Genomic DNA, 22246 nt, shown 5'->3' on the forward strand with positions numbered 1-22246 from the left:
CTTCTAGCCCAGAGATGGGAGACCGGCAAACCGGCTCGCCTTCCAGGTTCGTCTAGAAGCTGTAGCTCACCCCCACGCGGAGGTTTCGGCCGGGCAGGGGCGCGATGTCCTTCAGGAAGCTGACGTGCTCGCGGGCCTCCTCGTCCGTCAGGTTGCGGCCCTCGGCGAAGATCGAGACCTTGCGGTCGCTGAACGGCCGCCAGACGCCCGACAGATTGACCAGGGTGTAGCCGTCCGTGCCCAGCTCATACTCGGCCAGCCGGTCCTGCTCGCCCACGTGGCGGACCTCGAAGGTCGCGTCGAACGGGGTCGAGGTCCAGGCCAGACGGCCAGTCACGCTGTATGGCGGGATGCGCGCGGCGGGGCCGACGTCGGTCTCGGCGTGCACATAGTCGGCGGCGCCTTGCAGCGACAGCGCCCGGTCGCCCGAGCTCCACAACTCGTACTCGGCCTCGGCCTCGAAGCCGCGGAATTTCGCGCCGGTCTGGACGAACTGGAAGATCGGGAATTCCTCGCCGTCGTCGATGAAGGTGGCCCCGGTGTCGCGCTCGTCGATGAAGCCGTCGTATTTGGACGCATAGACGTGCAGGTCGCCGCGGAACTTGCCGGCGTCATAGTGGACGGTTCCCTCGATGGTGGAGACCTTCTCGTTGTCCAGCGTCGGGTCGCCGGTCTCGTAGACGGCCGTGGCGATGTGCAGGCCGTCGGCGAACAGCTCGACCTCGGAAGGCGCGCGCTCGTTGTGCGCCAGGCTGAGGCCCAGGAAGAGGTCATGCGTCGGGCGGACGAAGACCGCCGCCGAACCGGACCAGTTGTCGAAGCTGCGGTCGACGCGCGGGTCGCCGTTCAGCGGGTTGGCGGCGAGGCTGCGCCGGTCGTAGCGCAGACCGCCCTCCAGGCCCCAGCCGTCGCGGTCCAGGCGCTGGACCGTGTAGATCCCGGTCTCCTCGATCTTGCTGGACGGGACGAAGGCTTCATCGCCGATGGCCTCGAAGGTGCGCGACAGGGCCTGCACCCCGATCGCGCCGTTCCAGCCGTCGCGGGTGCGCTGGACCAGGTCGATACGGCCTTCCTGGCCGTCGGAGTTGAAAATGGTGCCGGGTTCGCCCGGACCCTCGAACTCGGTGTGGGTGTACTCAGCGTGGCCGGCTGAGCCGCGCACCGCCTGGAACGGGCCGCCGTCGAAGCGCAGCTCGCCGCGCACGTCCTCGCGGGTCTGCTTCAGCTCAATGAAGACGTCCGGCTCGGCCACGGTGCCGTAGGTCGAGGACAGGTCCTTGTATGACGCGCCGATATAGCCGCGCGACCCGATGTAGGAGGCGCCCAGGCCCCAGCTTTCCAGCTGCGAGAAGCTGTTCGGCTGCGTGCCGCCGTCGCCGCGCGCGACGCCCTCGGCGTCGGCCAGACGCTGCGAGATGGCGGGCGAGGGGATGTCGTAGTCAGAGGCGTCCTTCTTCACGCCCTCCACATTCACGGCGACGGGGCCGAGCGCGAAGGTGGCGCGGCCCGAAGCCGACCAGCCGTCATCGACGCTGGAGGCCTGGGTCGAGACCATGCCGTCCACGCCGTCGGGCAGGGCGTCCGGGATACGGCCGTCCAGCACATTGACCACCCCGCCGATGGCGGTGCCGCCGTAGGCCAGGGTCGCCGGGCCGCGCACGATCTCGATGCGATTGGCTTCGGCCGGATCGGTGGCCACCTGGTGGTCGGGCGAGACCGAACTCGCGTCGATCAGGCCGATGCCATTGGTCAGCACCTGCACGCGCGGCCCCGACAGGCCGCGGATCACCGGGCGGCTGGCGCCGGGCGCGAAGTCGGTCGAGCGCACGCCCGGCAGGCCGTTGACCAGATCACCCAGCGAAGCGGCCGGCGCCTGGGCCAGCTGCTCCTCGGTCAGGACGGTGGTGGCGATGGTGGTGGCCCGCTGGCTGATGCCGAAGGGCGCCCCGGTCACGACCACTTCGTCCAGCTCCGCCACCGGTTGCCGGGGCGCCGAAGGCCCGCTCTGGGCGGAGGCGGCGCCCGCCAGCGCACTCCAGCCGAGGGCGGTCAGGAGGGCGGCGCGGGAGACGGCGGCGAGGGTCATGGAGAGGACTCGGAGGGGAGGATTCTGTGAGTGTTATGAGATAACATCACACGAAGTCAAGCGGGATGCGGTTGCGGCGGGGCGGGGGAAGGATTAGCTCTCAGTCATGGGCGACACCTGCCATCACCATCATCATGACGGTCCGCCGTCCGCCTCGACCGTGGCCCTGGCCCTGGCCGCCGCGGACGCGCGTCTGACGGGCGAGGGCGAGCGCATGACCGCGGCCCGCCTGCGGGTGCTGGAACTGCTGCTTGCGGCGGGCGAGCCGGTGAAGGCCTACGACCTGATCGCGCGCTTCGGCGAGGACGGTCAGCCGGCCAAGCCGCCCACCGTCTATCGCGCGCTCGAGTTCCTCGAGCGCATGGGCCTGGCCCACCGCATCGCCTCGATCAGCGCCTATGTCGCCTGTTCCTCGGGCTCGGCGGACCATGCGGCCGCCTTCCTGATCTGCGACTGCTGCGGCGCGACCGAGGAGGTCTCCGCCACGGTCGCCGAGGGGCTGGACCGGGCCGCGGGCGCCGCCGGCTACGTCATCGAGCGCACCACGATCGAGGCCCACGGCCGGTGCCCGGCCTGCCGCGTCGCCGGTTGACGTCCGTTTCAAGTCGGTTTCTCTGGAAAACGGGCTCCCGGGTCTCTATCTCTGCGGCATGGACGCGATCCGGCTCTCCCCGCCCCGTCGCCTGAGCCTGCCGGTCGACAACCGGTGGGGCGCGGGCGAAATGTCGGTCCTCGATTTCGGCGATCCGAAGAGACCCGTGGACCTGGTCTTCGTTCACGCCAACGGCTTCAATGCCATGACCTATCGCACCCTGCTGGCGCCCCTGTCCGGGACGCTGCGCATCTGGGCCCCGGACCTGCGCGGTCACGGGCGCACCACCCTGCCGACGGAACGGCAGGGGCGGCGCGGCTGGAGCGATCACCGGGATGACCTCGTCGCCCTGCTGGATGCGCTGGACGGCCCGCCAGTGGTGCTGGCCGGGCACTCCATGGGGGGCACCGCGGCCCTGCTCGCCGCCGCCGAACGCCCCGAGCGGGTGTCAGAGCTGGTGCTGATGGATCCCGTGATCTGGGGCCGCGTCACCGTGGCCCTGTTCCAGCTGCCCCTGTTCGACCGCCTGGCCTCGCGGATCCCGCTGGTGAAGAACGCCCTCAAGCGCCGCGCCGTATTCGACAGCCGAGAGCAGGCGCTTGCCGCCTATTCGGGCCGGGGGGCCTTCCGCGGCTGGCCCGAGATGATGATCGCCGACTATCTGGCCGATGGTCTGATCGAGACGCCCGAGGGCTTTGTCCTGGCCTGCGCGCCGGAATGGGAAGCCTCCAACTATGCGGCCCAGTCGCATGATCCGTGGCGGGCGCTGGGACGGGTCGACCGTCCGGTCCGCATTCTGCGCGCCGAGGCCGGCTCGACCTGCTTCCCCACCCGCAGCCCGCCGGGCCTGCCCAAGGTCACGGTCGAGACGGTGCACGGCGGCACCCATTTCTTCCCCATGCTCAAGGCCGACGTCGCCCGCGACGCCTTGTTCGACGCGGCGGTCTGAGAGGGGGGCGGTCTCAGGACCCGCTCGTCAGGCGCCAGATCCGGATATGACCGCCCAGGTCGCCGCTGACCAGATGGTCGCCACGCCAAGCCAGGGCGGAAATCGCGCTCTCATGACCTTCCAGCCGCGTGACCTCGACAGGTTCGGCGCCGTCCTGCATGCGCCAGATACGCACGAGCCGGTCCAGGCCCCCCGTCGCGAAGAACCGGCCGTCAGGCGACCAGACGACGCCGTAGATCGGCATTCCCTGCCGGACGGTCTGACGCCCGGACGGGGTCTGCGCCTGCTGCTCCACATCCGTGACCAGGCGCGCGCGGGCCTGGAGGGGGTCGACGGAAACCACTGACGCTCCGGCCTTCATGCTGCCGCCCAGAAGGCTCCGACCATCGGGCGAGAACGTCACGCGCTGCGCGAAGCTGGGCACGCTTCCCCGCTGTTCCCCGGTCTCCACGTCATACAGGGTGAGCGGGTTGTTCGAGGCCAGCAGTCGCCCATCCGGTGAGGCTGAAAGCGAGATGACGTACTGGTACTGCAGATCTCCGGGAGCCTGGATTTCGCGCACGACCCGGTCCTCGCCGAGGTTCAGGATCCGGATTTTCAGATCGGCGCAGCCCACGGCCGCCGTGTCCCCGTCGATGACGGCCAGCCCTAGGCACCAGGTCGGAAAGCGCCACGTCCGGACGCGGGTTCCGGCGGCGGCGTCCAGCAGGGCGACCTGACCGTCTGCGCCTGTGGTGAGCAGGTGGCGATCGTCGGTGGTGAAGCGCACGGCGGCCGCGTCCCCTTCGTGAATCTGGAACACCGGCCCGGCGGCGCCCGTCGCCAGCGACCAGAGACGCACCGCGCCGTCGAGCCCGCTCGCCGCCAGCGTCTCGCCGCGTGGATCGATATCCAGGGATGTCACCGCACGAGGCTGACTCAGGCTGATGGATTCACCGGCGGCCCGAATCGTCTCGCCGGCGTCCTGCGCCCTTAGAGGGCTGACGCCGGCGGCCAGAAGGGCGAGGCCCACGAGGGCCGCGGGTTTCAGAGAGCGGAAGGTCATTGTGGCGTCCCTGCGGGCGCCGCCGGCGCTGGAGGCGGCGGGGAAGCGGCCGCTGGCGGAGTCGCGGACGCCGGCAGCACGGCGGTGATCTGCCCCTTCTCCCGGAGTGTCAGGAAGGTTCCGGCCGGATTGACCTGCAGATCGACGGAGTTGCCGTCCTGATTGCCGAACCGAAGGCCGGAGGATCCGCGCTCGCCGGCCCAGAGCGACACGGCCATCCGGCCGATCTCATCCAGGGTCAGGGATATCCCGCTCGACGGATCGTCGCCGGTGACATAGCCGCCCCGCTCATTGCCCTCGCCGTCGAACAGTAGGATGCCGGACAGAGCCTCGCCGCGCTTGCTGAGCGATCCGGCCAGACGCGGTTCGGGCAGGGGCGCGGCGATCACCACCCGCTCGCGGCCGTTGGGATCGATCACGACGATCTCGCGGGCGACGATCTTGTCGAACACCTGAGGCGAACGGTCGAGATCGGCGCCGGCGGACGCCGCGGCGATCAGGCCGAGCGCCGCCGTTGCGACCAGTCCCGCCGTCAGCAGGCGATTGCGCCGCTCAAGCTTCATCAGGCGTTGTTCCAGGGATCCATCGTCCATAGCGAGCTCCATCGGCGGCTCCCGGGCGACATCTTGCGCGGGACGGGCCTTTTTGGATCACAGCCTGTCCTCGTCGGACAGTTACGGTTTCGCAACGCCCGTACAGGTGTGCGCGGCTGGTTTTCCCTCGCGGCAGCGGCTAAACCGCCGCCCATAAGAACAAGCCTCCGGTTCAGGGAACGCCCACATCATGCGTGACATCAATCACTTCATCGGCGGCGCGTCGTTCGTCGGAGCCTCGGGTCGCTTCGGCGACGTGTTCAATCCGAACACCGGCGAGGTCCAGGCCCGTGTCCAGCTGGCCACGACCGGCGAGGTCGATCGCGCCGTGCAGGCCGCCCAGGCCGCCTTTGACGGCTGGTCCTCGACCAATCCGCAGCGCCGCGCCCGTGTGATGTTCGAGTTCAAGCGCCTGGTCGAGGCGAACATGAACGAGCTGGCCGAGCTGCTGTCGTCGGAGCACGGCAAGGTGATCGCCGACTCCAAGGGCGACATCCAGCGCGGCCTGGAAGTGATTGAGTTCGCCTGCGGCATCCCGCACGTGCTGAAGGGCGAGTACACCTGGGGCGCCGGTCCCGGCATTGACGTCTATTCGATGCGCCAGCCGCTGGGCGTCGTCTCGGGCATCACCCCGTTCAACTTCCCCGGCATGATCCCGATGTGGATGTTCGGCGTCGCCATCGCGGTCGGCAACACCTTCGTGCTGAAGCCGTCGGAGCGTGATCCGTCCCTGCCGGTGCGTCTGGCCGAGCTGATGATGGAGGCGGGCGCCCCCGCCGGCGTCCTGAACGTGATCCATGGCGACAAGGCCGCCGTCGACGCCATCCTGACCCACCCGCAGGTCCACGCCGTCAGCTTCGTCGGCTCGTCCGACATCGCCCATTACGTCTACCAGATGGGCGCCCAGCACGGGAAACGCGTCCAGGCCATGGGCGGCGCCAAGAACCACGGCATCGTCCTGCCCGACGCCGACATGGATCAGGTCATCAAGGACCTGTCCGGCGCGGCCTTCGGTTCGGCGGGCGAGCGCTGCATGGCCCTGCCGGTCGTGGTGCCGGTCGGTCAGAAGACCGCCGATGAACTGCGCGAGCGCATGGTCGCCGAGATCGACACCCTGCGGGTCGGCGTCTCGACCGACGCGGGCGCCCACTATGGCCCGGTCGTCACGGCCCAGCACAAGGCGCGCGTCGAAGGCTGGATCGACCAGGGCGTCAAGGACGGCGCCGAACTGGTCGTCGATGGCCGCGGCTTCACCCTGCAGGGTCACGAGAACGGCTATTTCGTCGGCCCGTCGCTGTTCGACCACGTCACGGCGGACATGGAATCCTACAAGGAAGAGATCTTCGGCCCGGTGCTGCAGATCATGCGCGCCGCCAGCTTCGAGGAGGCCCTGTCGCTGCCGTCCAAGCACCAGTACGGCAACGGCGTCGCCATCTTCACCCAGAACGGCCGCGCGGCCCGCGACTTCGCCGCCCGCGTCAACGTCGGCATGGTCGGCATCAACGTGCCGATCCCGGTGCCGGTCGCCTATCACACCTTCGGCGGCTGGAAGCGCTCGGCCTTCGGCGACACCAACCAGCACGGCATGGAAGGCGTGAAGTTCTGGACCAAGGTCAAGACCATCACCGCCCGCTGGCCCGATAGCGAGCTGGAGCACGCCGACAGCTCCTTCGTCATCCCGACGATGGGCTGAGATTGACGAACGTCGGCAAGGTTTCGCCTTTCCGGCGTTCGCGGCAGCGCATTTCGATGTTAGGCGTTAACCTCCACGCACTGTGAAGCTGGAGCGCTCCCCCGCATGCGTCGCTTTTTCGTCTGGTCCGCCCTCGCCGCCGTGATCGGCCTCGCCCTCGCGGGCGGCGGCTACTGGGCCTACTGGAATTTCTACGCCCGCTTCCAGCCGGTGACGGTCACCCGCAACCAGGTCGAGATCCAGCGCCTGCTGGATGAAAGCTCGTGGATCTCGGCGGGCGGCGGCGGTCAGGCCCTGTACGTCATAGGCTATCGCGACAGCGCCGCCATGCAGCGGTTCGAGCGCGAGGAGGGGCCCAAGCTGCGCGCCGCGGGGGTCGAGATGCGCATCCTCGTCTTCGCGCGCGGCGACCGCGAGGGGCTGCAGCAGTCCACGGCCGCCGAGCGCGCCACGGTCGCCGAGCTGTGGCTGACCCGCGACTGGGTGCTGTACCAGCGCTGGACCGCCACGCCGGTCAACAACTGGACGGCGGCGGGCATTCCGTCGGCCGACGGCAACCTGGCCCGGGGGGCGGTGGTCGACGCCGGCCGCGACTTCGTCGGCCAGCTGAGCCGCAATCTGAGCGAGGCCGGGCTGCAGACCCGCTATCCGCTGATCATCTGGCGGGACCGCGAGGGCTTCATGAAGGCCTGCGCCTGTTCCGACGCCCGGTCCTGGGCCTTCATCCGCGACGATCTGGACGCCCCGGACCGGATCGCCCCTGCAGCGCCCGCGGCGGACGGCCAGGCGCCGCTGCCCTACCCCGACGGCGGACCCGCGCCGCAGAGCCTGCCGTATCCGACCCTGCCGCAGGTGACGCCCGTTCCCGGTCAGGTCCCGGCCCAGCCCGGCGTCGCCCAGCCGGCAACGCCTGGGGCGACCCCGGCTCCGGCGCGTCCGGCCCAGCCTTCGGCCCCGCGAAAGGCGCCCGAGCCGCGCCAGCAGGAAGACACCACCTTCTACTAGGTCGGCGTCACAGGACGCGGCGGCAGATCTCGATCAGCCGGTCCACGTCCGCCTCGTCCTGATACAGGCCGAAGCCGAAGCGGATCACATCGTCGCGCACGTCGGTGACGACATGGGCGTCCAGCAGCCGCTTGCGCCAGTCCTGCGCGTCCGCGTGGCGGAAGGCCAGGAAGCGGGCGCGTGGCGCGTCGCCGGCGACGGGATTGATCAGCTCGGCCTTGTCCAGCCGTCCGGCCTCCCCCGCCTGCACGGCGCCCTGGAACCGCGCCATCAGCCCGCGGGCGTGGGCCGCGACGTTCGCGGTGCTCAGCCCGGCCTCTTCCAGCATGCGGCGCACGCCGTTGAAGCGGTACAGGGGCGTCGCCTCCATGGTCGCGCCCCAGAAACGGCCCGCGTCGGCGCGGTACTGGACCCCCTCCGGCGGCCCGGTCAGATTGCCGAACTCGGCGAACCAGCCGGTGATCACCGGACGGGGGCAGAAGCCGTCGGGCGCATGCAGGAAGCCGGCGCCCTCGCCCGACATGGCGTATTTGTAGCCCCCGGCGACATAGAAGACGCGGTCCGCCACCGCCGACAGGTCGGTCGGGACCGCCATGAAGCCGTGGTAGCCGTCGATAACCACCCACGGGCCTTCCGGCTTGGCCAGGTCGGCCAGCGCCTCGACGCCGCCGAACACCTGTCCGGTCCGGAAGAAGACCTGGCTGATCACGATCAGGTCGAAGCCGCCCCCCCGGGCGGCCTCGATGAAGCGCGCCTCGAAGGTGTCGAACGGATGCAGGGGCACGCGGGTGATGACCGCATCGCCCGCCTCCTCCCAGCGTTCGCCCTGACGGCGGAACGAGTGGAACTCGCCATCGGTCGACAGGATGCGCACGGGCTTGGCCTCGATCCCGGAGACGATGCGCAGCAGGAATTCATGAGTGTTGGTCGCGAAGACGACGCTGTCCGGCGAGGGCAGGTTCAGCTCTTTGGCCACATGCGTCTGCGCCTCGGGCACGACGTCGCCGAAGACCAGGTCCCATTTGCGGTCAGCGAACCGGTTGGCCTCGACCCAGGCCCGCACCTGGCCGTCGAAGCTGGCGTCGGGCCACAGGTGGTGGCTGTGAGCGGCGAAATGCAGGCGCTCCGGGTCCAGGGACAGGGCGCGGGAGAACAGGGCCTTATGGGTCATATCCGTGGATGTCGCACGGCGCGGCGGTCGCCGCCAGCGGCCTTCAGCGCCGGGCGGAGACCAGCCAGCAGGCGGCGCTCATCGGAATGATCCCGTCCCGGAGGTGCACGTTCAGCCGATCCGTCACCGCCGCGCGCACCTGCGCCCGCACCGTCTCGTCCTGTTGCGGCAGGGCCGTTCCCAGCACGCCGAACTTCAGGCCGAGGTCGAGCATCTCGTCCAGGCTCAGGGGCGTGGGCGTGTCCAGCGGCGTGATCTCGATGTCCGTCCAGCCGCTGCGATGCAGGATGCCGCGCACCTTTTCCGGATCGGCGAAGGCGAACCGGCCGGGGGCGTCGACGGGCGGCGACGGGGGCAGGTCGGGCAGGAAGGGCGTGGCGGCCTCCAGCGGGACCTGGGTGAGGGCGTTCTCGGCGACCGCACGCCAGCAGGCGAAGGTCAGGCGGCCACCGGGTTTGGTCGCCCGCCTCAGATTGGCGAAGGCGGCGTCCGGATCGGTGAAGAACATCACCCCGAACCGTGAGGTCACGGCGTCGAACGTCGCCGCGCCGAAGTCATGGGTCTGGGCGTCGGCCTCGATGAAATCGACATTGGCCGCCACCGCCCTGCGCCGCGCCGCCTCCAGCAGGGGGGCGGAGATATCGACGCCGGTGCAGTGTCCCGTCGGACCCACGCGCCGGGCCAGGTCCAGCGTCGTCGCGCCCGCGCCGCAGCCGACGTCCAGCACCCGCGCACCGACGAGCGGATCGGCCCGGTCCGCGACCGCCTCGCCGATCGGCTGGTAGAGCCGGTCCATCAGGGTCTGGAGATCGGCCCAGGCGGAGCCGCCCGACCGGCTCCAGTAGCCTTGATCGGGAACGGCCGGGCGTGCGGGGTCGGTCATCTCGGTCTCCATCCGGTTGCGGCGAGAGGACCGCGCGCCCATCCTGCAAGTTCAAGCCGACTTGAGGTCAAGAGTGCGCGACATCGACATCGCCGAACTGTCCCGCCGCTCGGGCGTGCGCGCCTCGGCGCTGCGCTACTACGAGGAGCGCGGGCTGATCGCCTCGACGGGGCGCCGGGGGCTCAAACGCCTGTTCGATCCGGAGGTGCTGGAGCGCCTGTCCCTGATCGCGCTGGGGCGAGCGTCCGGTTTCTCGCTGGACGAGATCGCGGCCATGCTGGGCGGCGCGCCCGAGCCGGTCATAGACAAGGCGCGGCTGCGGGCGAGGGCGGAAGAGATCGGCCGCCGTATCGAGGAGCTGTCGCGGATGCGCGAAGGCCTGCTGCACGCCTCGGCCTGCACGGCGCCGACGCTGATGGCGTGCGCCAAATTCCGTCGGATCGTGCGCTTTGCGGGTCGGGAGGCGGCGGCGACGCCCTCGCGGAGCCGGTTCCGGGCGACGGCGGTCTGAACCGCCGCCCGAAGGTCGATCACACGTCCTGGCGCTCGGGCAGCGAGCCTCCGCGCGGCGAGCGATAGCGTCCTTAAATCAGGCTGCCGTGGCAGTGCTTGAACTTGCGGCCCGAGCCGCAGGGGCAGTCGGCGTTGCGCGGGGTGCGTTCCCAGCCGACGGGCAGGACGTCGACCGGCAGACGCGACCGGGCGTCGCCTTCCAGCGCGCCTTCCGGCAGCTGGGCCAGCGGGTTGGCCATCTCGTTCTCGCCGGTGCCGGGGTTCAGGTGGATTTCCTGGAACTCGGGCATCTCCATCGCCGGCGGCTGCTCGAAGCGGAACTCCACCGTCATCAGCCAACGCGTCACATCGTGGCGCAGGCCGTACAGCAGCGACTCGAACAGGTTGAAGGCCTCGGTCTTGTACTCGTTCAGCGGATCGCGCTGGCCGTAGCCGCGCAGGCCGATGACGCCGCGAAGGTGGTCCAGCTGGACCAGGTGTTCGCGCCACTGCATGTCGATCATCTGCAGCATGAACTGGCGTTCGAGGTTGCGGATCTGTTCGGCGCCGACCAGGGCGATGCGTTCCTCGGCGCGGGCGTCCGCGGCGGTGACGATGCGCTCCTCGATCTCCTCGTTGGACACGCCTTCCTCGGCGGCCCAGTCAGCCAGCGGCAGCTCGAGACCCAGGGTCGAGCGGACCTTTTCGTCCAGGCCCGCGATGTCCCACTGCTCGGCATAGGCCTTGGGCGGCATATGCTTCTCGACCAGGTCCGAAATCACGTCGCTGCGGAACTCGTTGACCAGTTCCGACAGGTCCGTGGCGTCCATGAACTCCTGGCGCTGCTCGAACACGGCCTTGCGCTGGTCGTTCACGACGTCGTCGTACTTCAGCAGGTTCTTGCGGATGTCGTAGTTGCGGGTCTCGACGCGCTTCTGGGCCTGTTCGACCGCCTTGTTCAGCCACGGGTGGCTGATGGCCTCGCCCTCGGCGACGCCGAACGACTTCATGATCGAGTCCAGACGGTCGCCGGCGAAGATGCGCAGCAGGTCGTCCTCGCAGGACAGGAAGAATTTCGAGGTGCCGGGGTCGCCCTGACGGCCGGTCCGGCCGCGCAGCTGGTTGTCGATACGGCGGCTCTCGTGGCGCTCGGTGCCGAGCACGAACAGGCCGCCGGCGGCCAGCGAGATTTCCTTCTGGACGGCGATGTCGGCCTTCAGGCGGGCCTCTTCGGCCGCCTCCATCTCGGGGGTGAGCTCCTGCGCCATGTTACGCAGCTCCGTGCGCCACTTCTGCATGCGCATCTCGAGGTTGCCGCCGAGCTGGATGTCGGTGCCGCGGCCGGCCATGTTGGTGGCGATGGTCACCGCGCCGGGCAGGCCCGCGTCCGCGACGATGTAAGCTTCCTGTTCGTGCTGGCGCGCGTTCAGGACATTGTGCGGAATGCCCCGCAGCTTGACCTCGTATTCGATGTCATAGGCCGCATCGCCGATCTTCTCGGCGTCCTTGGGCTTGCCCTCGAACTCCTTCTTCGGGGTGCGGGAGACCTCGACCTTGTAGACGAAATTCTTCAGCAGCTCGGACAGGGTCTCGGACTTCTCGATCGACACCGTGCCGACCAGCACCGGCTGGCCCGCCAGATGGCGCTCGGCGATCTGGGCGGCGATGGCCAGGTTCTTCTCGCGCTCGGTGCGGAAGATCTCGTCGTCGTAGTCGATGCGCTGGACCGGGCGGTTGGTCGGCACTTCCAGGACGTCCATCTTGTAGATGTCGAGGAATTCCTGGGCCTCGGTCGCGGCCGTGCCGGTCATGCCGGACAGCTTCTCGTAGAGGCGGAAATAGTTCTGAATCGTCACCGAGGCCAGGGTCTGGTTCTCGGGCATGATCTTCACGCCCTCCTTGGCCTCGATGGCCTGGTGGAGGCCTTCGGACAGGCGGCGGCCCTGCATCATGCGGCCGGTGAACTCATCGATCAGCATGACCTCGCCGGCCTTGATGATGTAGTCCTTGTCCTTCTGGTACAGGGTATTGGCGCGCAGGGCCTGGTTGATGTGGTGCACCAGGGTGATGTTGGCCGCGTCGTACAGGCCGGTGGTGTCCTCGGCGAACAGGCCGCGCTCTTCCATCAACTGTTCGATCAGCTCCGAGCCTTCCTCGGTCAGCAGCGCCTGACGCTGCTTCTCGTCGAGGTCGTAGGTCGTCTTGTCCTGGATCAGGTCCTTGATGATCGCATCGACCGTCACATACAGGTCGGAGCGGTCCTCGGTCGGGCCCGAGATGATCAGCGGGGTCCGGGCTTCGTCGATCAGGATCGAGTCGACCTCATCGACGATGGCGAAGTGGTGCGGACGCTGCACCATCTCCTTGCGGTCGTAGACCAGGTTGTCGCGCAGATAGTCGAAGCCGAATTCGTTGTTGGTGCCGTAGGTGATGTCGGCGGCGTAGGCGGCCTGGCGCTGGCCCTGCGACAGGCCGTTGACGATCACGCCCACTTCCAGGCCCAGGAAGCGATAGACGCGGCCCATCCACTCGGCGTCGCGGCGAGCCAGGTAGTCGTTCACGGTAATGACGTGCACGCCCTTGCCCGACAGGGCGTTCAGATAGGCCGGGGCGATGGCGACCAGCGTCTTGCCCTCGCCGGTGCGCATCTCGGCGATGCCGCCGTCGTGCAGGATCATGCCGCCGGTCAGCTGCACGTCATACTGGCGCTGGCCGAGGACGCGCTTGGAGGCCTCACGGGCCACCGCGAAGGCGTCGTTCATGATCTTGTCGACGCTCTCGCCGCCGGCCAGACGGTCGCGGAAGGCGTCGGTCATCATCCGCAGCTCGTCGTCCGAGAGGGCGGCGTACTTCTCCTCCAGCGCGTTGATCTTCTGAACGCGGCCCATGAAGTCCTTGACCTTGCGGTCGTTGGAGGAGCCGAAAATCTTCTTGGCAAAGCCGAGCATGGAGGATCCGAAGGCGGGCGAGCGACAAATGGCTCTGGTTGTGGTCCCGGAAGGGCGGCGGCGGACGCCGCAGAGGGGCTCCGGCGACGACGGCCCGGTGCGCCCTTGAAAACAGGCGCGCGCGAGGGCCGCGCGAACGATCGAAAACCCCTCGACTTGGGCGCAGCCGGGACTTAAGCACCGGCCTTATCCCTGTCAACGCGAGGGCCTTTCGCCGCCCGCCGACGGAGCGCGTCTGCATGAGGCCTTCCCGCGTCCTGTTTCCCCTGCTGATGGCGTTCGCGCTGACGGTCGCCGCCTGTGATCGCGGCGGCGGCTCCGACCGCCCGCCCGAGCCCGGCGACCGCGCCGTGGCCAAGATCCAGGACGAGACCATCTGGGCCTCCGACGTGAAGCGCGAGGCCGTGGCGCAGGGACTGGTGGGCGAGGGCGAGCCGCTGGACGTGACCTCCGACCTGTTCCGCCGCGTCCTGGACGAGGTCATCGACCAGAAGCTGCTGGCCCACGAGGCCGAGCGCCGGGGGCTGGACAATTCGCCCCTGGCCCAGCGCCGCCTGGCCGCCACCCGCGAACGCATCCTCGGCGACATGCTGGTCGAGACGGTGGTCAACGACAAGATTTCCGACAAGGCCGTCGAGGGCATCTACCAGGGCCAGCTGAATCTGGCCCGGACCTCGGAAGAGGTCCGCACCCGCCTGATCCTGTCGCGCACCCGCGCCGAGGCCGACGCCGTGGTCGGCATCCTGGGGCAGGGCGCTGCCTTCGAGGCGGTGGCCATGGAGCGGTCGATCGATGACGCGACCCGCTTCTCAGGTGGCGACCTGGGCTATTCGACGCTGGACGTCATGCCCGAGGCCTATCGCAACGCCCTGCGGGACCGGCCCGCCGGCTCCACCGTCGGTCCCTTCCAGACCGAGGGCGGCTGGGCCGTGCTGCGGGTCGAGGACCGCCGCCGCGAAACCCCGCCGACCATGGAGCAGGCCCGGCCGCAGATCGTGCGCTACCTGACCTATGAAGGCGTGCGCCAGCTGCTCGAGGAATTGCGCGGCAAGGCCGCCGTCGAGGTCCTGCTGGGCGGCGAGGGCGCGCCTTCGCAGGAACCGGCCTCGGCCGCCGTTCCGCCCGCGGCCGCTCCTGCCCAGCCGCCCGCCTCGCCCGCCCCTGTTTCCGCCCCCGTTCCCGTCAAGGCCCGATGAGCAAGACGCCCACTTCCCCCGGTCGGGGTTCGACCGGCCAGATGATCGAACAGGCCTTCGAAAAGGCGCTGGAGCCGGTGACCACGGCGATCAAGCGCGCCACCACTCCGTCGAAACCCGCGGCGGCCGCCCCCGCGCCGGGCAAGCCGGGTCTGGAGGTGTCGCCGCTGGCCGTGCCCTTCCCGGTCATCCCGCCCATCGGCGGGGTCGAGATCGCGACCGGCCGCGCGGGCTTCTACAAGCACGAGCGCGACGATCTGGTGGTGTTCAGCTTCGCGCGCGGCACCAGCTGCGCCGGGGTCTTCACCCGCCACAAGGTCGGCTCGGCCCCGGTCGACTGGTGCAAACGCCATCTGGGCGCCGAGGACGGCGGCCAGGACGTGCGGGCGCTGGTGGTCAACGCCGGCTGCGCCAACGCCTTCACCGGCAAGGCCGGGGCCGATGCGGCCCGCCGCACGGCTTCCGAGGTCGCCAAACGCTTCGGCTGCCGCCAGCGCGACGTCATGCTGGCCTCCACCGGGGTGATCGGCGTGGTGCTGGACGACCGCAAGATCGCCGCCCGCCTGCACGACATCGAGGCCGGGCTGGACTCCGACAACTGGGCCGCCGCCGGTCAGGCCATCATGACCACGGACACCTTCCCCAAGGGCTCGTACGCCGAGTGCGACATCGAGGGGCACAAGGTCCGCATCGCCGGTGTCGCCAAGGGTTCGGGCATGATCGCGCCCGACATGGCCACCATGCTGGCCTTCATCGTCACCGACGCCGACATCCATCCGAACGTGCTGCGCGCCCTGCTGGGCCTGCACGTGCGCACGACCTTCAACAGCGTGACGGTCGATGGCGACACCTCGACCAACGACACCTGCCTGCTGTTCGCTACGGGCGCCAGCGGCGCGCCGCGCATCGGCCGGGTCGGCGACCGCCGTCTGAAGGATTTCAGCCGCGCGCTGGACCAGGTCATGCTCGACCTCGCCCACCAGCTGGTCCGCGACGGCGAGGGCGCGACCAAATTCGTCAAGGTCACGGTGGACGGCGCGGCTAGCCCCGCCTCGGCCCGCAAGCTGGCCAAGTCCATCGCCGACAGCCCGCTGGTCAAGACCGCCCTGGCCGGCGAGGACGCCAACTGGGGCCGCGTCGTCATGGCCGTCGGTAAGACCGAGGAGCCGGTCGACCGCGACCGCCTGGCCATCAAATTCGGCCCGCATGTCGCCGCCATCGACGGCGCCCCGTCGCAGACCTACGACGAGGCCAAGATGAGCGCCTATATGAAGAATTCGGAGATCGACATCACCGTTGACGTGGGTTCGGGCCGCGCCTCGGCCACCGTCTGGACCTGCGACCTGACCAAGCGCTACGTCGAGATCAACGGCGACTACCGCAGCTGATGCCCGCGTCTCTGACGGCTCTCGGGACGACGGGCGAAGCCTATAGGGTGGTCATCGAACCCGCTTCCGAGGGCGCGTACCTGTTCGTGTTCCAACACCAACAGTCCGCCTTTCCAGAGCGCGATCACCTCCTCGATAACGTCGAGGCGGCGAAACAGGCCGCATTCGAAGAATTCGGAGTCCCGGCGGAGGCCTGGACGGCATGGGCAGGAGAAAGCCTTGTCTGACATCAAGACCGTCCTCGTCGTCGCCGTCGCCCTGATCGACACCGACGGTCGGGTGCTGATCGCCCAGCGGCCCGAGGGCAAGCAGCTGGCGGGGCTGTGGGAATTCCCGGGTGGCAAGGTCGAGCCGGGCGAGCGTCCCGAGGCCGCCCTGATCCGTGAACTGAAGGAAGAGCTGGGCATCGACGTGAACGAGGCCTGCCTGGCCCCCTTCGTGTTTACCAGTCACGCTTACGAGTCATTTCACCTGTTGATGCCACTATATCTGTGCCGACGTTGGTCGGGGGTGGTTCAGGCGCATGAGCATTCGGCGCTAAAATGGGTTCGGCCGGCGCAGTTGCCGGACTATCCCATGCCCCCGGCGGACGAACCCCTGATCGCCTGGTTGCGCGATCTGCTCTAGCCGTCCGGAAAGGGAGGCGCCGATGAAACGTTTCCTGGATCGCTTCCGGCGCGACGAGAGCGGCGCCACGGCCATCGAATACGGGCTGATCCTCGCCCTGATCTTCCTGGTGATCCTGTCCGCCCTGACCGCCTTCGGCGCGACCGGCAGCGGCGTCTTCAACGGCGCGATGGACGCGATCCGCGCGGCGATGGGCGGCTGACGGCCGGCCGGGCCTACTCCCCCGTCTGCTCCTTCACGCCCAGCGCATCCGCCAGCCGCATCTTCGCCGAGCCGCGGGGCAAGGGCTTCTGCTGGCTTTCGTGCGGGGCCCAGCCGGCCAGGTGGACGATCTCGAAGGTCGCGGGGATCCGGCCGTCCGGTTCGCCGAACCTTTCCGCATAGAGCTGCGCCGCCCGGGCGACGATGCCGCGCGTGAGCGGACGGCTCGCCCCCGCCAGCACATTGGTCTCGCCCATGGCGCGCAGGTCGCGGATCAGGGCGAACAGGTCGGGATAACGGACCGTCAGCCGGTCCACGTCCGACACCGGCAAGGCGAAGCCGGCCCGCTGCAGCAGGGCCGCCCCGTCGAAGCCGTCGGCGAAGGGCGAGACCCGCGCCTGCGCCCCGTCGCGCTGCTCCAGCTCCGCCTCGGTCAGCACGGCGCGCAGCTCCTTCAGCGTGCCCGCGCCCAGCAGCGTGCCGACGAACAGGCCGTCCGGCTTCAGCGCCCGGCGGATCTGGCTCAGGGCGCCCGGCAGATCGTTGGCCCAGTGCAGGCTCATCAGGCTGACGATCAGGTCCTGCGACTGATCCGGCAGGTCCAGCGGCGTCTGGCCCGGGGCCGCGCGCGCCGGGCGGTCGTCCACCGTCTTAACGGCGCCGACCCGCGGCGCGGCATGACTGTCGGCCAGGGCGGCGGCGAACGGGCCGGGATGGGCCGATAGATCAGCGACTTCGGGCCAGTCGCGCAGCAGGGCGTCCAGGCTGTCGACGGCGTTCTGCGCCGCCCGCGCATGCAGGAAGTCGGCGCCGGAAAACAACTTTTCGCTGCGCTGAAGCCTTGCCGTTCGGCGCTGGCTGTCGAAGATGACGGGGGGACCGGAGGAGGGGCTCATGAGCCTTCAGGATGGGGTCTGGCGCACGCGATGGGAAGCCGCAGCCGGTTTCGGCCGTCTTCTGGGCCGGGGCGTGGCCGATCTGCTGCTGCCGCCGCTGGCCCACGACAGCCCTGAAGCCACCGCCTCCGCCGGCCTCACCGCCGACGCCTGGAGTCGAGTGGTGTTTCTGGAGGACCCGGTCTGCGACGGCTGCGGCGCGGCGTTCGAGATGGACGGCGGAGTGTTTGCGTCCGAGCGTTGCGCGGCCTGCCTGGCCCAGCCCTACGCCTTCGCCCGGGCGCGGGCGGCCTGCCTCTATGACGAGGCGTCGCGCGGCCTGATCCTGAAGTTCAAGCACGGCGACCACCAGCCGTTCGCGCCGCTGTTCGCCCGCTGGCTCAGCCGCGCCGCCGCGCCCCTGCTGGCCGAGGCGGATGTGGTGGCGCCCGTGCCCCTGCACCGCTGGCGGCTGCTGTCGCGGCGCTTCAATCAGGCCGCCGAGGTGGCGCGGCCGTTGGCCCGGGCCGCAGGGCTCGACTATCTGCCTGACGCCCTGGTGCGTCAGGCCCACACCACCAGCCAGGGCGGCAAGTCGGCGCGCGGGCGGCGTCTGAACGTGAAGGCGGCCTTCGCGGTCACCCCTTCGGGCGCGCGGCGGATCAAGGGGCGGCGCGTTCTTCTGGTCGATGACGTGTTGACCACCGGCGCCACCGCCGAGGCCTGCGCCCGGGTTTTGCTGGAGGCCGGAGCCCGCGCCGTGGACCTGGCGGTCATCGCCCGCGTGCGAACCGTGCGCGAACTGACTATGTAGGGGGGAAGAGCATGCCCCTCGATCAGCGAGCCGCTGCGCGGCGAGCGACAGGGGGCGCATCAAGCTGGAGATAAAATTGGCCGACGTCGTCATCTACACCAAGCCCGGTTGCCCCTATTGCGCGGCGGCTGAAGCCCTGTTGGCCCGCAAGGGCGTGGACTACACCGAGATCGTCGCCTCGAACGATCCGCAGAAGAAGCAGGAGATGATCCAGCGCTCCAACGGCCGGATGACCTTCCCGCAGATCTTCATCGGCGGAAAGCACATCGGCGGCTCCGACGACCTGCATGCGCTTGACCGCAAGGGCGAGCTGGACGCACTGCTCGCCGCCTGATGAGCACTCTTTCCGTCGCCCTGATCCAGACGCGCACCCCGGCCTCGCCCGGGGCCGCCTTCGTCCATGTCGAGCCGCTGATCCGCCAGGCGGCGGCAGGCGGGGCCCGGCTGATCCTGACGCCCGAGGCCACCAATTTCCTGATCCAGGACCGCGCCGCCCGCGAGGCAGTGCTGGTCCCCGACGATCGCGACGAGGTGGTGGCCAAGCTCAAGGCGCTGGCCAAGGAGCTCGGCGTCTGGCTGCTGATCGGCTCGGCCATCGTGCGGTCGGAGCATGAGGGCGACGACCGCGCCGCCAATCGTTCGATCCTGATCGACGACACGGGCGCGGTGACCGCGACCTATGACAAGATGCACGTCTATGACGTCGATCTGCCGACCGGCGAGCGTTGGCGCGAAAGCGCCTCGGTGCGGCCCGGCGAGACCGCCGTGGTGGCCCCGACGCCGTGGGGCGGGCTGGGTCTGACCATCTGCTACGACGTCCGCTTCCCGCAGCTGCACCGCGCCCTGGCCAAGGCCGGGGCGAAGATGATCGCCGTCCCCGCCGCCTTCACCGTCCCGACCGGCGAGGCTCACTGGGAGGTGCTGCTGCGCGCCCGCGCCATCGAGACCGGAACCTACATCCTGGCGCCCGCCCAGGCCGGAACGCATGAGGACGGTCGTCGGACCTGGGGTCGCTCGACCGTGGTCGCGCCCTGGGGCGAGGTGATCGCCAAGCTCGACACCGACGAGCCGGGCGTCCTGTTCGCCACGCTGGATTTCGATGCGATCGACAAGGCCCGCAACGCGGTGCCGCAGCTGACCCACGACCGCGACTTCGCGCCGCCCGCTCCGTTGTCGGCATGATCCGCTACGCCCTGGGCTGTGATCACGGCCACGGCTTCGAGGCGTGGTTCGGGTCGTCGTCCGACTATGACGACCAGGCCGAGCGGGGACTGGTCGAGTGCCCGATATGCGGCTCGACCGGGGTGACCAAGCAGGTCATGGCCCCGGCCGTCGCGGGCACGAAGCGATCAGCGCCCGCGCCTGATGCCGCCGCGAAGATGCAGACCATGATGATGGAGGCCGTCCGCGAGGTGCGCGCCCACGTCGAGCAGAATTTCGACTACGTCGGCGACGCCTTCGCCCGCGAGGCGCGCGACATCCATGAAGGCCGCTCGGAGAAGCGCGAGATCTACGGCGAAGCCACCGTGGCCGAGGTGAAGAAGCTGCGCGACGACGGCGTGCACTGCGCTCCGCTTCCGGCCCTGCCGCCCGACAAGTCCCGGGTGAACTGAGCATGCCGGGGGGCGGGGAGCGCTATCAGGAGTTCGAGCCGCCCGCGGCGCTGAAGCCCTTCGTGCGGGTGATCTGGACCTATGCCGATCCGGACCCGGCGCCGGTCGTGCAACGCATCGCGCCCGACGGCTGCCCCGAACTGATCTTCGACATCGGCGCCCCCTATGAGGAACAGGATGAGGACGGCGAGTGGCGGCTGCAGCCCTCCGCCCTGTTCGCCGGTCAGATGACCCGGCCCCTGGCCCTGCGGCCAGTGGGGCCGACCGAGCTGGTGGCGATCCGCTTCGCGCCCGACGGCGCCCGCGACTGGCTGGGGCTGCCCCTGGCCGCAGCCACCGACCGGCGGCTGGACATGGTCGAGCGGCTTAAGGGCTTCTCGGCCCCCGCCGGCGATCCGGAGGCCCAGGTCGCGGCCTTTACCGGCTGGCTGGCGGATCAGCGCCGCCGCGCCGGCTGGACCGTCGATCCGGTGGTCCGGGCCGAGATCGAGGTCGCCGCCGCCGATCGGGCGTCGCCGGTTCGCACGCCCGCCGACCAACGCACCCTGCAGCGTCGGTTCGCCGACCGGGTCGGGGTGTCGCCGCGCATGCTGCGCTCGGTCTTCCGCTTCCGCCGGGTCTTCGACCACGCCGCCCATCCAGGCCGCCCCGAGGCCGAGGGCTGGCTGGAGGCGGGGCTGGAGGCCGGCTATTTCGACCAGCCGCAGATGGCGCGTGACTTCCGCCGCTTCCTCGGTTGCACCGCCACCGAATGGGCGCGCGAGCAGCAGGCCCTGGCCCGGGCCATCGCGTCGCAATCCTACAAGCCCGGCGCCGACCATCCGGCCTAGCTTGCCTTCGAACCCGAGGGAGAGACCCGACCATGCTGACCGCCCTGATCCTGACCGCCGCCCTGACCGCCGGACCGCAGGCCGATCTTCGCCCCGATCTGGGGTGGATGTCCGGCTACTGGCTGTCCTGCGAGGGCGGGCGCGAAGTGGCCGAGACCTGGAGCGTCCCCCGCCTGAACCTGATGGCCGGAACCTCGATCACGGTCCGCAACGGCCAGGTCGGCTGGGAGCTGTCCCGGATCGCGCCGACGGGGCCCGAAGCGAACGCCCCCTTCGCCTATTTCGCCCACCCCGAAGGGCAGGCCCTGACCGTGTTTCCGGTGATCGAGTCCGCTCCGAACCGGGTCGTCTTCCAGCAGTCGGCTCACGACTTCCCGCAGCGGGTCATCTATGAACGCGACGGCGATGTGCTGAATGCCCGCATCGAGGGCGAGATCGAAGGACAGGCGAGGGCGATCCGATGGCGGTTCCAGAAGGCCGAACTGAACGCGCGCTGCCCGACCTGACCTGGCGGGCGATGACGGCGGTCGATCTGGACGCCGTCGCGGCCATCGCCGTGCTCGGCTTTCCCGATCATTTCGAAGGCCGCGAGCTGTTCGAGAACCGGTTGGCTCTGAACGCGTCCGGCTGCTTCGTGCTGGCGGAGGGCGACGGGCCGCCCCGGGGCTATCTCGTCGCCTATCCGTGGCGCGCCGACGCCGTTCCGGCGCTGAACACCCTGATCGAAGCGATTCCCGACGACGCGGCGGTCATGTACCTGCACGACCTCGCCATCCACCCCGACGCGCGGGGCGGCGGGCATACCGGGGCCGTGGTCGAGCAACTGGCGGACGCCGCCCGGGCGGCGGGCTGGCCCGCCGTCAGCCTGGTCGCGGTCAACGCCGCCGCGCCCTTCTGGGCCCGGCATGGCTTTGAGGTCCGCGACCCGCCGGGCATGGCCGAAAAGCTGGCCAGCTACGGCGACGACGCCCGCTACATGATGCGGCCGTTGTGACCGCCCGTCAGTCGCGGGTGCGGGTCCAGCCCTTTTCGGCCATGCACTGAAGGAAGGCCGTGGTGCCTTCGTCACGGCCCGCGCTGGCGCGGCAGCTGTCACGGGCGCCCTTGAACGGCCGGGCGTTTTCGCCCGACCAGCCGTAGTCGCTGGTGGCGTCGATGACGGTCACGCAGGCGGCGTTGGTCAGGGCGGCGGCGGCGACGGCGGTGAGGATCAGCAGGCGTTTCATGGGATCGGCTCCGGTGAAG

The 22246-nt window shown here is 69.7% G+C and carries 25 protein-coding genes; 17 read left to right on the plus strand and 8 right to left on the minus strand.

Annotation, left to right across the window (positions count from 1 at the left end; genetic code table 11):
- Positions 1-52: 52 nt before the first annotated feature.
- The gene (locus tag AC07NB_RS08930; RefSeq protein WP_494570393.1) at positions 53-2086 is read right to left on the minus strand and encodes a TonB-dependent receptor; all 2034 of its coding nucleotides are present in this window, start codon (positions 2084-2086) and stop codon (positions 53-55) included.
- A 106-nt stretch (positions 2087-2192) separates the two neighbouring features.
- On the opposite strand from AC07NB_RS08930, the gene AC07NB_RS08935 reads away from it, so the two are divergent.
- Both AC07NB_RS08935 and AC07NB_RS08940 read left to right on the plus strand, forming a co-directional pair.
- Entirely contained in the window at positions 2193-2678 is a 486-nt protein-coding gene (locus tag AC07NB_RS08935; RefSeq protein ID WP_291836325.1) for a Fur family transcriptional regulator, read from the plus strand.
- 58 nt (positions 2679-2736) lie between these two features.
- Positions 2737-3627: an alpha/beta fold hydrolase gene (locus AC07NB_RS08940; RefSeq protein ID WP_494570392.1), complete on the plus strand. Its 891-nt coding sequence runs from the start codon at positions 2737-2739 to the stop codon at positions 3625-3627.
- Positions 3628-3640: 13 nt separating this feature from the next.
- On the opposite strand, the gene AC07NB_RS08945 is transcribed toward AC07NB_RS08940, so the two are convergent.
- Positions 3641-4672, minus strand: a complete 1032-nt coding sequence (locus AC07NB_RS08945; protein WP_494570391.1) for a WD40 repeat domain-containing protein — start codon at positions 4670-4672, stop codon at positions 3641-3643.
- Entirely contained in the window at positions 4669-5265 is a 597-nt protein-coding gene (locus AC07NB_RS08950) for a hypothetical protein (RefSeq protein ID WP_494570390.1), read from the minus strand. Before AC07NB_RS08950 ends, AC07NB_RS08945 begins: the two co-directional genes overlap by 4 nt.
- Positions 5266-5455: 190 nt before the next feature.
- Between AC07NB_RS08950 and AC07NB_RS08955 the strand changes: the two genes are divergently transcribed.
- Both AC07NB_RS08955 and AC07NB_RS08960 read left to right on the plus strand, forming a co-directional pair.
- Positions 5456-6958, plus strand: a complete 1503-nt coding sequence (locus AC07NB_RS08955) for a CoA-acylating methylmalonate-semialdehyde dehydrogenase (protein WP_494570389.1) — start codon at positions 5456-5458, stop codon at positions 6956-6958.
- A 105-nt stretch (positions 6959-7063) separates the two neighbouring features.
- Positions 7064-7963 carry a hypothetical protein gene (locus AC07NB_RS08960; protein WP_291836308.1) on the plus strand — a complete coding sequence of 300 codons (900 nt, stop codon included), beginning with the start codon at positions 7064-7066 and terminating at the stop codon, positions 7961-7963.
- A 7-nt stretch (positions 7964-7970) separates the two neighbouring features.
- On the opposite strand, the gene AC07NB_RS08965 is transcribed toward AC07NB_RS08960, so the two are convergent.
- A complete protein-coding gene (locus AC07NB_RS08965; RefSeq protein WP_494570388.1) occupies positions 7971-9134 on the minus strand; it encodes an aminotransferase class V-fold PLP-dependent enzyme in 1164 nt (387 codons plus the stop codon).
- 43 nt (positions 9135-9177) lie between these two features.
- Positions 9178-10017 carry a class I SAM-dependent methyltransferase gene (locus AC07NB_RS08970; RefSeq protein WP_494570387.1) on the minus strand — a complete coding sequence of 280 codons (840 nt, stop codon included), beginning with the start codon at positions 10015-10017 and terminating at the stop codon, positions 9178-9180.
- 73 nt (positions 10018-10090) lie between these two features.
- Between AC07NB_RS08970 and AC07NB_RS08975 the strand changes: the two genes are divergently transcribed.
- Positions 10091-10528: a helix-turn-helix domain-containing protein gene (locus AC07NB_RS08975; protein WP_291840715.1), complete on the plus strand. Its 438-nt coding sequence runs from the start codon at positions 10091-10093 to the stop codon at positions 10526-10528.
- Between the two features lie 73 nt (positions 10529-10601).
- Here AC07NB_RS08975 and secA read toward each other — a convergent pair whose 3' ends face one another.
- Positions 10602-13457: a preprotein translocase subunit SecA gene (gene secA / locus AC07NB_RS08980; protein ID WP_492311789.1), complete on the minus strand. Its 2856-nt coding sequence runs from the start codon at positions 13455-13457 to the stop codon at positions 10602-10604.
- 239 nt (positions 13458-13696) lie between these two features.
- Between secA and AC07NB_RS08985 the strand changes: the two genes are divergently transcribed.
- Genes AC07NB_RS08985 through AC07NB_RS09005 form a run of 5 tightly spaced genes read left to right on the plus strand, consistent with a single transcriptional unit; the run spans position 13697 to position 16870 of the window.
- Positions 13697-14653, plus strand: coding sequence for a peptidylprolyl isomerase (locus AC07NB_RS08985; protein ID WP_494570386.1), 957 nt, complete (start codon positions 13697-13699; stop codon positions 14651-14653).
- Positions 14650-16041 carry a bifunctional glutamate N-acetyltransferase/amino-acid acetyltransferase ArgJ gene (argJ, locus tag AC07NB_RS08990; RefSeq protein ID WP_494570385.1) on the plus strand — a complete coding sequence of 464 codons (1392 nt, stop codon included), beginning with the start codon at positions 14650-14652 and terminating at the stop codon, positions 16039-16041. The genes AC07NB_RS08985 and argJ overlap by 4 nt, the downstream gene beginning before the upstream one ends.
- A 47-nt stretch (positions 16042-16088) precedes the next feature.
- Entirely contained in the window at positions 16089-16268 is a 180-nt protein-coding gene (locus tag AC07NB_RS08995; protein ID WP_494570384.1) for a hypothetical protein, read from the plus strand.
- Position 16269: 1 nt separating this feature from the next.
- Positions 16270-16668, plus strand: coding sequence for a (deoxy)nucleoside triphosphate pyrophosphohydrolase (locus AC07NB_RS09000; protein ID WP_494570641.1), 399 nt, complete (start codon positions 16270-16272; stop codon positions 16666-16668).
- Between the two features lie 22 nt (positions 16669-16690).
- Positions 16691-16870: a Flp family type IVb pilin gene (locus AC07NB_RS09005; protein ID WP_291836497.1), complete on the plus strand. Its 180-nt coding sequence runs from the start codon at positions 16691-16693 to the stop codon at positions 16868-16870.
- Between the two features lie 13 nt (positions 16871-16883).
- Here the strand turns inward: AC07NB_RS09005 and AC07NB_RS09010 are convergent, their stop codons facing one another.
- A complete protein-coding gene (locus AC07NB_RS09010) occupies positions 16884-17765 on the minus strand; it encodes a methyltransferase domain-containing protein (protein ID WP_494570383.1) in 882 nt (293 codons plus the stop codon).
- On the opposite strand from AC07NB_RS09010, the gene AC07NB_RS09015 reads away from it, so the two are divergent.
- From AC07NB_RS09015 to AC07NB_RS09045, 7 genes are all read left to right on the plus strand, one after another.
- A complete protein-coding gene (locus AC07NB_RS09015) occupies positions 17764-18558 on the plus strand; it encodes a ComFC family protein (protein ID WP_291836490.1) in 795 nt (264 codons plus the stop codon). The two genes, AC07NB_RS09010 and AC07NB_RS09015, sit on opposite strands and share 2 nt — an antisense overlap.
- A gap of 76 nt (positions 18559-18634) precedes the next feature.
- Positions 18635-18892 carry a glutaredoxin 3 gene (gene grxC, locus AC07NB_RS09020; RefSeq protein WP_291836487.1) on the plus strand — a complete coding sequence of 86 codons (258 nt, stop codon included), beginning with the start codon at positions 18635-18637 and terminating at the stop codon, positions 18890-18892.
- Complete coding sequence (locus AC07NB_RS09025) at positions 18892-19740, plus strand: carbon-nitrogen hydrolase family protein (RefSeq protein WP_494570382.1); 849 nt, start codon at positions 18892-18894, stop codon at positions 19738-19740. The genes grxC and AC07NB_RS09025 overlap by 1 nt, the downstream gene beginning before the upstream one ends.
- Positions 19737-20171, plus strand: coding sequence for a DUF1178 family protein (locus AC07NB_RS09030; protein ID WP_494570381.1), 435 nt, complete (start codon positions 19737-19739; stop codon positions 20169-20171). Before AC07NB_RS09025 ends, AC07NB_RS09030 begins: the two co-directional genes overlap by 4 nt.
- A 2-nt stretch (positions 20172-20173) precedes the next feature.
- On the plus strand, positions 20174-21001 hold the full coding sequence (locus AC07NB_RS09035; protein WP_494570380.1) for a DUF6597 domain-containing transcriptional factor: 828 nt from the start codon (positions 20174-20176) through the stop codon (positions 20999-21001).
- 32 nt (positions 21002-21033) lie between these two features.
- Positions 21034-21507 (plus strand): DUF6265 family protein, encoded by a 474-nt coding sequence (locus AC07NB_RS09040; RefSeq protein WP_494570379.1) that lies wholly within the window; start codon positions 21034-21036, stop codon positions 21505-21507.
- Positions 21462-21995 carry a GNAT family N-acetyltransferase gene (locus tag AC07NB_RS09045; RefSeq protein WP_494570378.1) on the plus strand — a complete coding sequence of 178 codons (534 nt, stop codon included), beginning with the start codon at positions 21462-21464 and terminating at the stop codon, positions 21993-21995. Before AC07NB_RS09040 ends, AC07NB_RS09045 begins: the two co-directional genes overlap by 46 nt.
- A 7-nt stretch (positions 21996-22002) precedes the next feature.
- Here the strand turns inward: AC07NB_RS09045 and AC07NB_RS09050 are convergent, their stop codons facing one another.
- Positions 22003-22227: a hypothetical protein gene (locus tag AC07NB_RS09050; RefSeq protein ID WP_492311779.1), complete on the minus strand. Its 225-nt coding sequence runs from the start codon at positions 22225-22227 to the stop codon at positions 22003-22005.
- Between the last annotated feature and the right edge of the window lie 19 nt (positions 22228-22246).

Source organism: Brevundimonas sp. GW821-FHT09G01, assembly GCF_059416065.1.

Coding starts and splice junctions, on each gene's coding strand:
- AC07NB_RS08930 (WP_494570393.1), bottom strand. CDS start 2,086: ATGACCCTCGCCGCCGTCTCCCGCGCCGCCCTCCTGACCGCCCTCGGC.
- AC07NB_RS08935 (WP_291836325.1), top strand. CDS start 2,193: ATGGGCGACACCTGCCATCACCATCATCATGACGGTCCGCCGTCCGCC.
- AC07NB_RS08940 (WP_494570392.1), top strand. CDS start 2,737: ATGGACGCGATCCGGCTCTCCCCGCCCCGTCGCCTGAGCCTGCCGGTC.
- AC07NB_RS08945 (WP_494570391.1), bottom strand. CDS start 4,672: ATGACCTTCCGCTCTCTGAAACCCGCGGCCCTCGTGGGCCTCGCCCTT.
- AC07NB_RS08950 (WP_494570390.1), bottom strand. CDS start 5,265: ATGGACGATGGATCCCTGGAACAACGCCTGATGAAGCTTGAGCGGCGC.
- AC07NB_RS08955 (WP_494570389.1), top strand. CDS start 5,456: ATGCGTGACATCAATCACTTCATCGGCGGCGCGTCGTTCGTCGGAGCC.
- AC07NB_RS08960 (WP_291836308.1), top strand. CDS start 7,064: ATGCGTCGCTTTTTCGTCTGGTCCGCCCTCGCCGCCGTGATCGGCCTC.
- AC07NB_RS08965 (WP_494570388.1), bottom strand. CDS start 9,134: ATGACCCATAAGGCCCTGTTCTCCCGCGCCCTGTCCCTGGACCCGGAG.
- AC07NB_RS08970 (WP_494570387.1), bottom strand. CDS start 10,017: ATGACCGACCCCGCACGCCCGGCCGTTCCCGATCAAGGCTACTGGAGC.
- secA (WP_492311789.1), bottom strand. CDS start 13,457: ATGCTCGGCTTTGCCAAGAAGATTTTCGGCTCCTCCAACGACCGCAAG.
- AC07NB_RS08985 (WP_494570386.1), top strand. CDS start 13,697: ATGAGGCCTTCCCGCGTCCTGTTTCCCCTGCTGATGGCGTTCGCGCTG.
- argJ (WP_494570385.1), top strand. CDS start 14,650: ATGAGCAAGACGCCCACTTCCCCCGGTCGGGGTTCGACCGGCCAGATG.
- AC07NB_RS09005 (WP_291836497.1), top strand. CDS start 16,691: ATGAAACGTTTCCTGGATCGCTTCCGGCGCGACGAGAGCGGCGCCACG.
- AC07NB_RS09015 (WP_291836490.1), top strand. CDS start 17,764: ATGAGCCTTCAGGATGGGGTCTGGCGCACGCGATGGGAAGCCGCAGCC.
- AC07NB_RS09010 (WP_494570383.1), bottom strand. CDS start 17,765: ATGAGCCCCTCCTCCGGTCCCCCCGTCATCTTCGACAGCCAGCGCCGA.
- AC07NB_RS09025 (WP_494570382.1), top strand. CDS start 18,892: ATGAGCACTCTTTCCGTCGCCCTGATCCAGACGCGCACCCCGGCCTCG.
- AC07NB_RS09030 (WP_494570381.1), top strand. CDS start 19,737: ATGATCCGCTACGCCCTGGGCTGTGATCACGGCCACGGCTTCGAGGCG.
- AC07NB_RS09035 (WP_494570380.1), top strand. CDS start 20,174: ATGCCGGGGGGCGGGGAGCGCTATCAGGAGTTCGAGCCGCCCGCGGCG.
- AC07NB_RS09040 (WP_494570379.1), top strand. CDS start 21,034: ATGCTGACCGCCCTGATCCTGACCGCCGCCCTGACCGCCGGACCGCAG.
- AC07NB_RS09045 (WP_494570378.1), top strand. CDS start 21,462: ATGGCGGTTCCAGAAGGCCGAACTGAACGCGCGCTGCCCGACCTGACC.
- AC07NB_RS09050 (WP_492311779.1), bottom strand. CDS start 22,227: ATGAAACGCCTGCTGATCCTCACCGCCGTCGCCGCCGCCGCCCTGACC.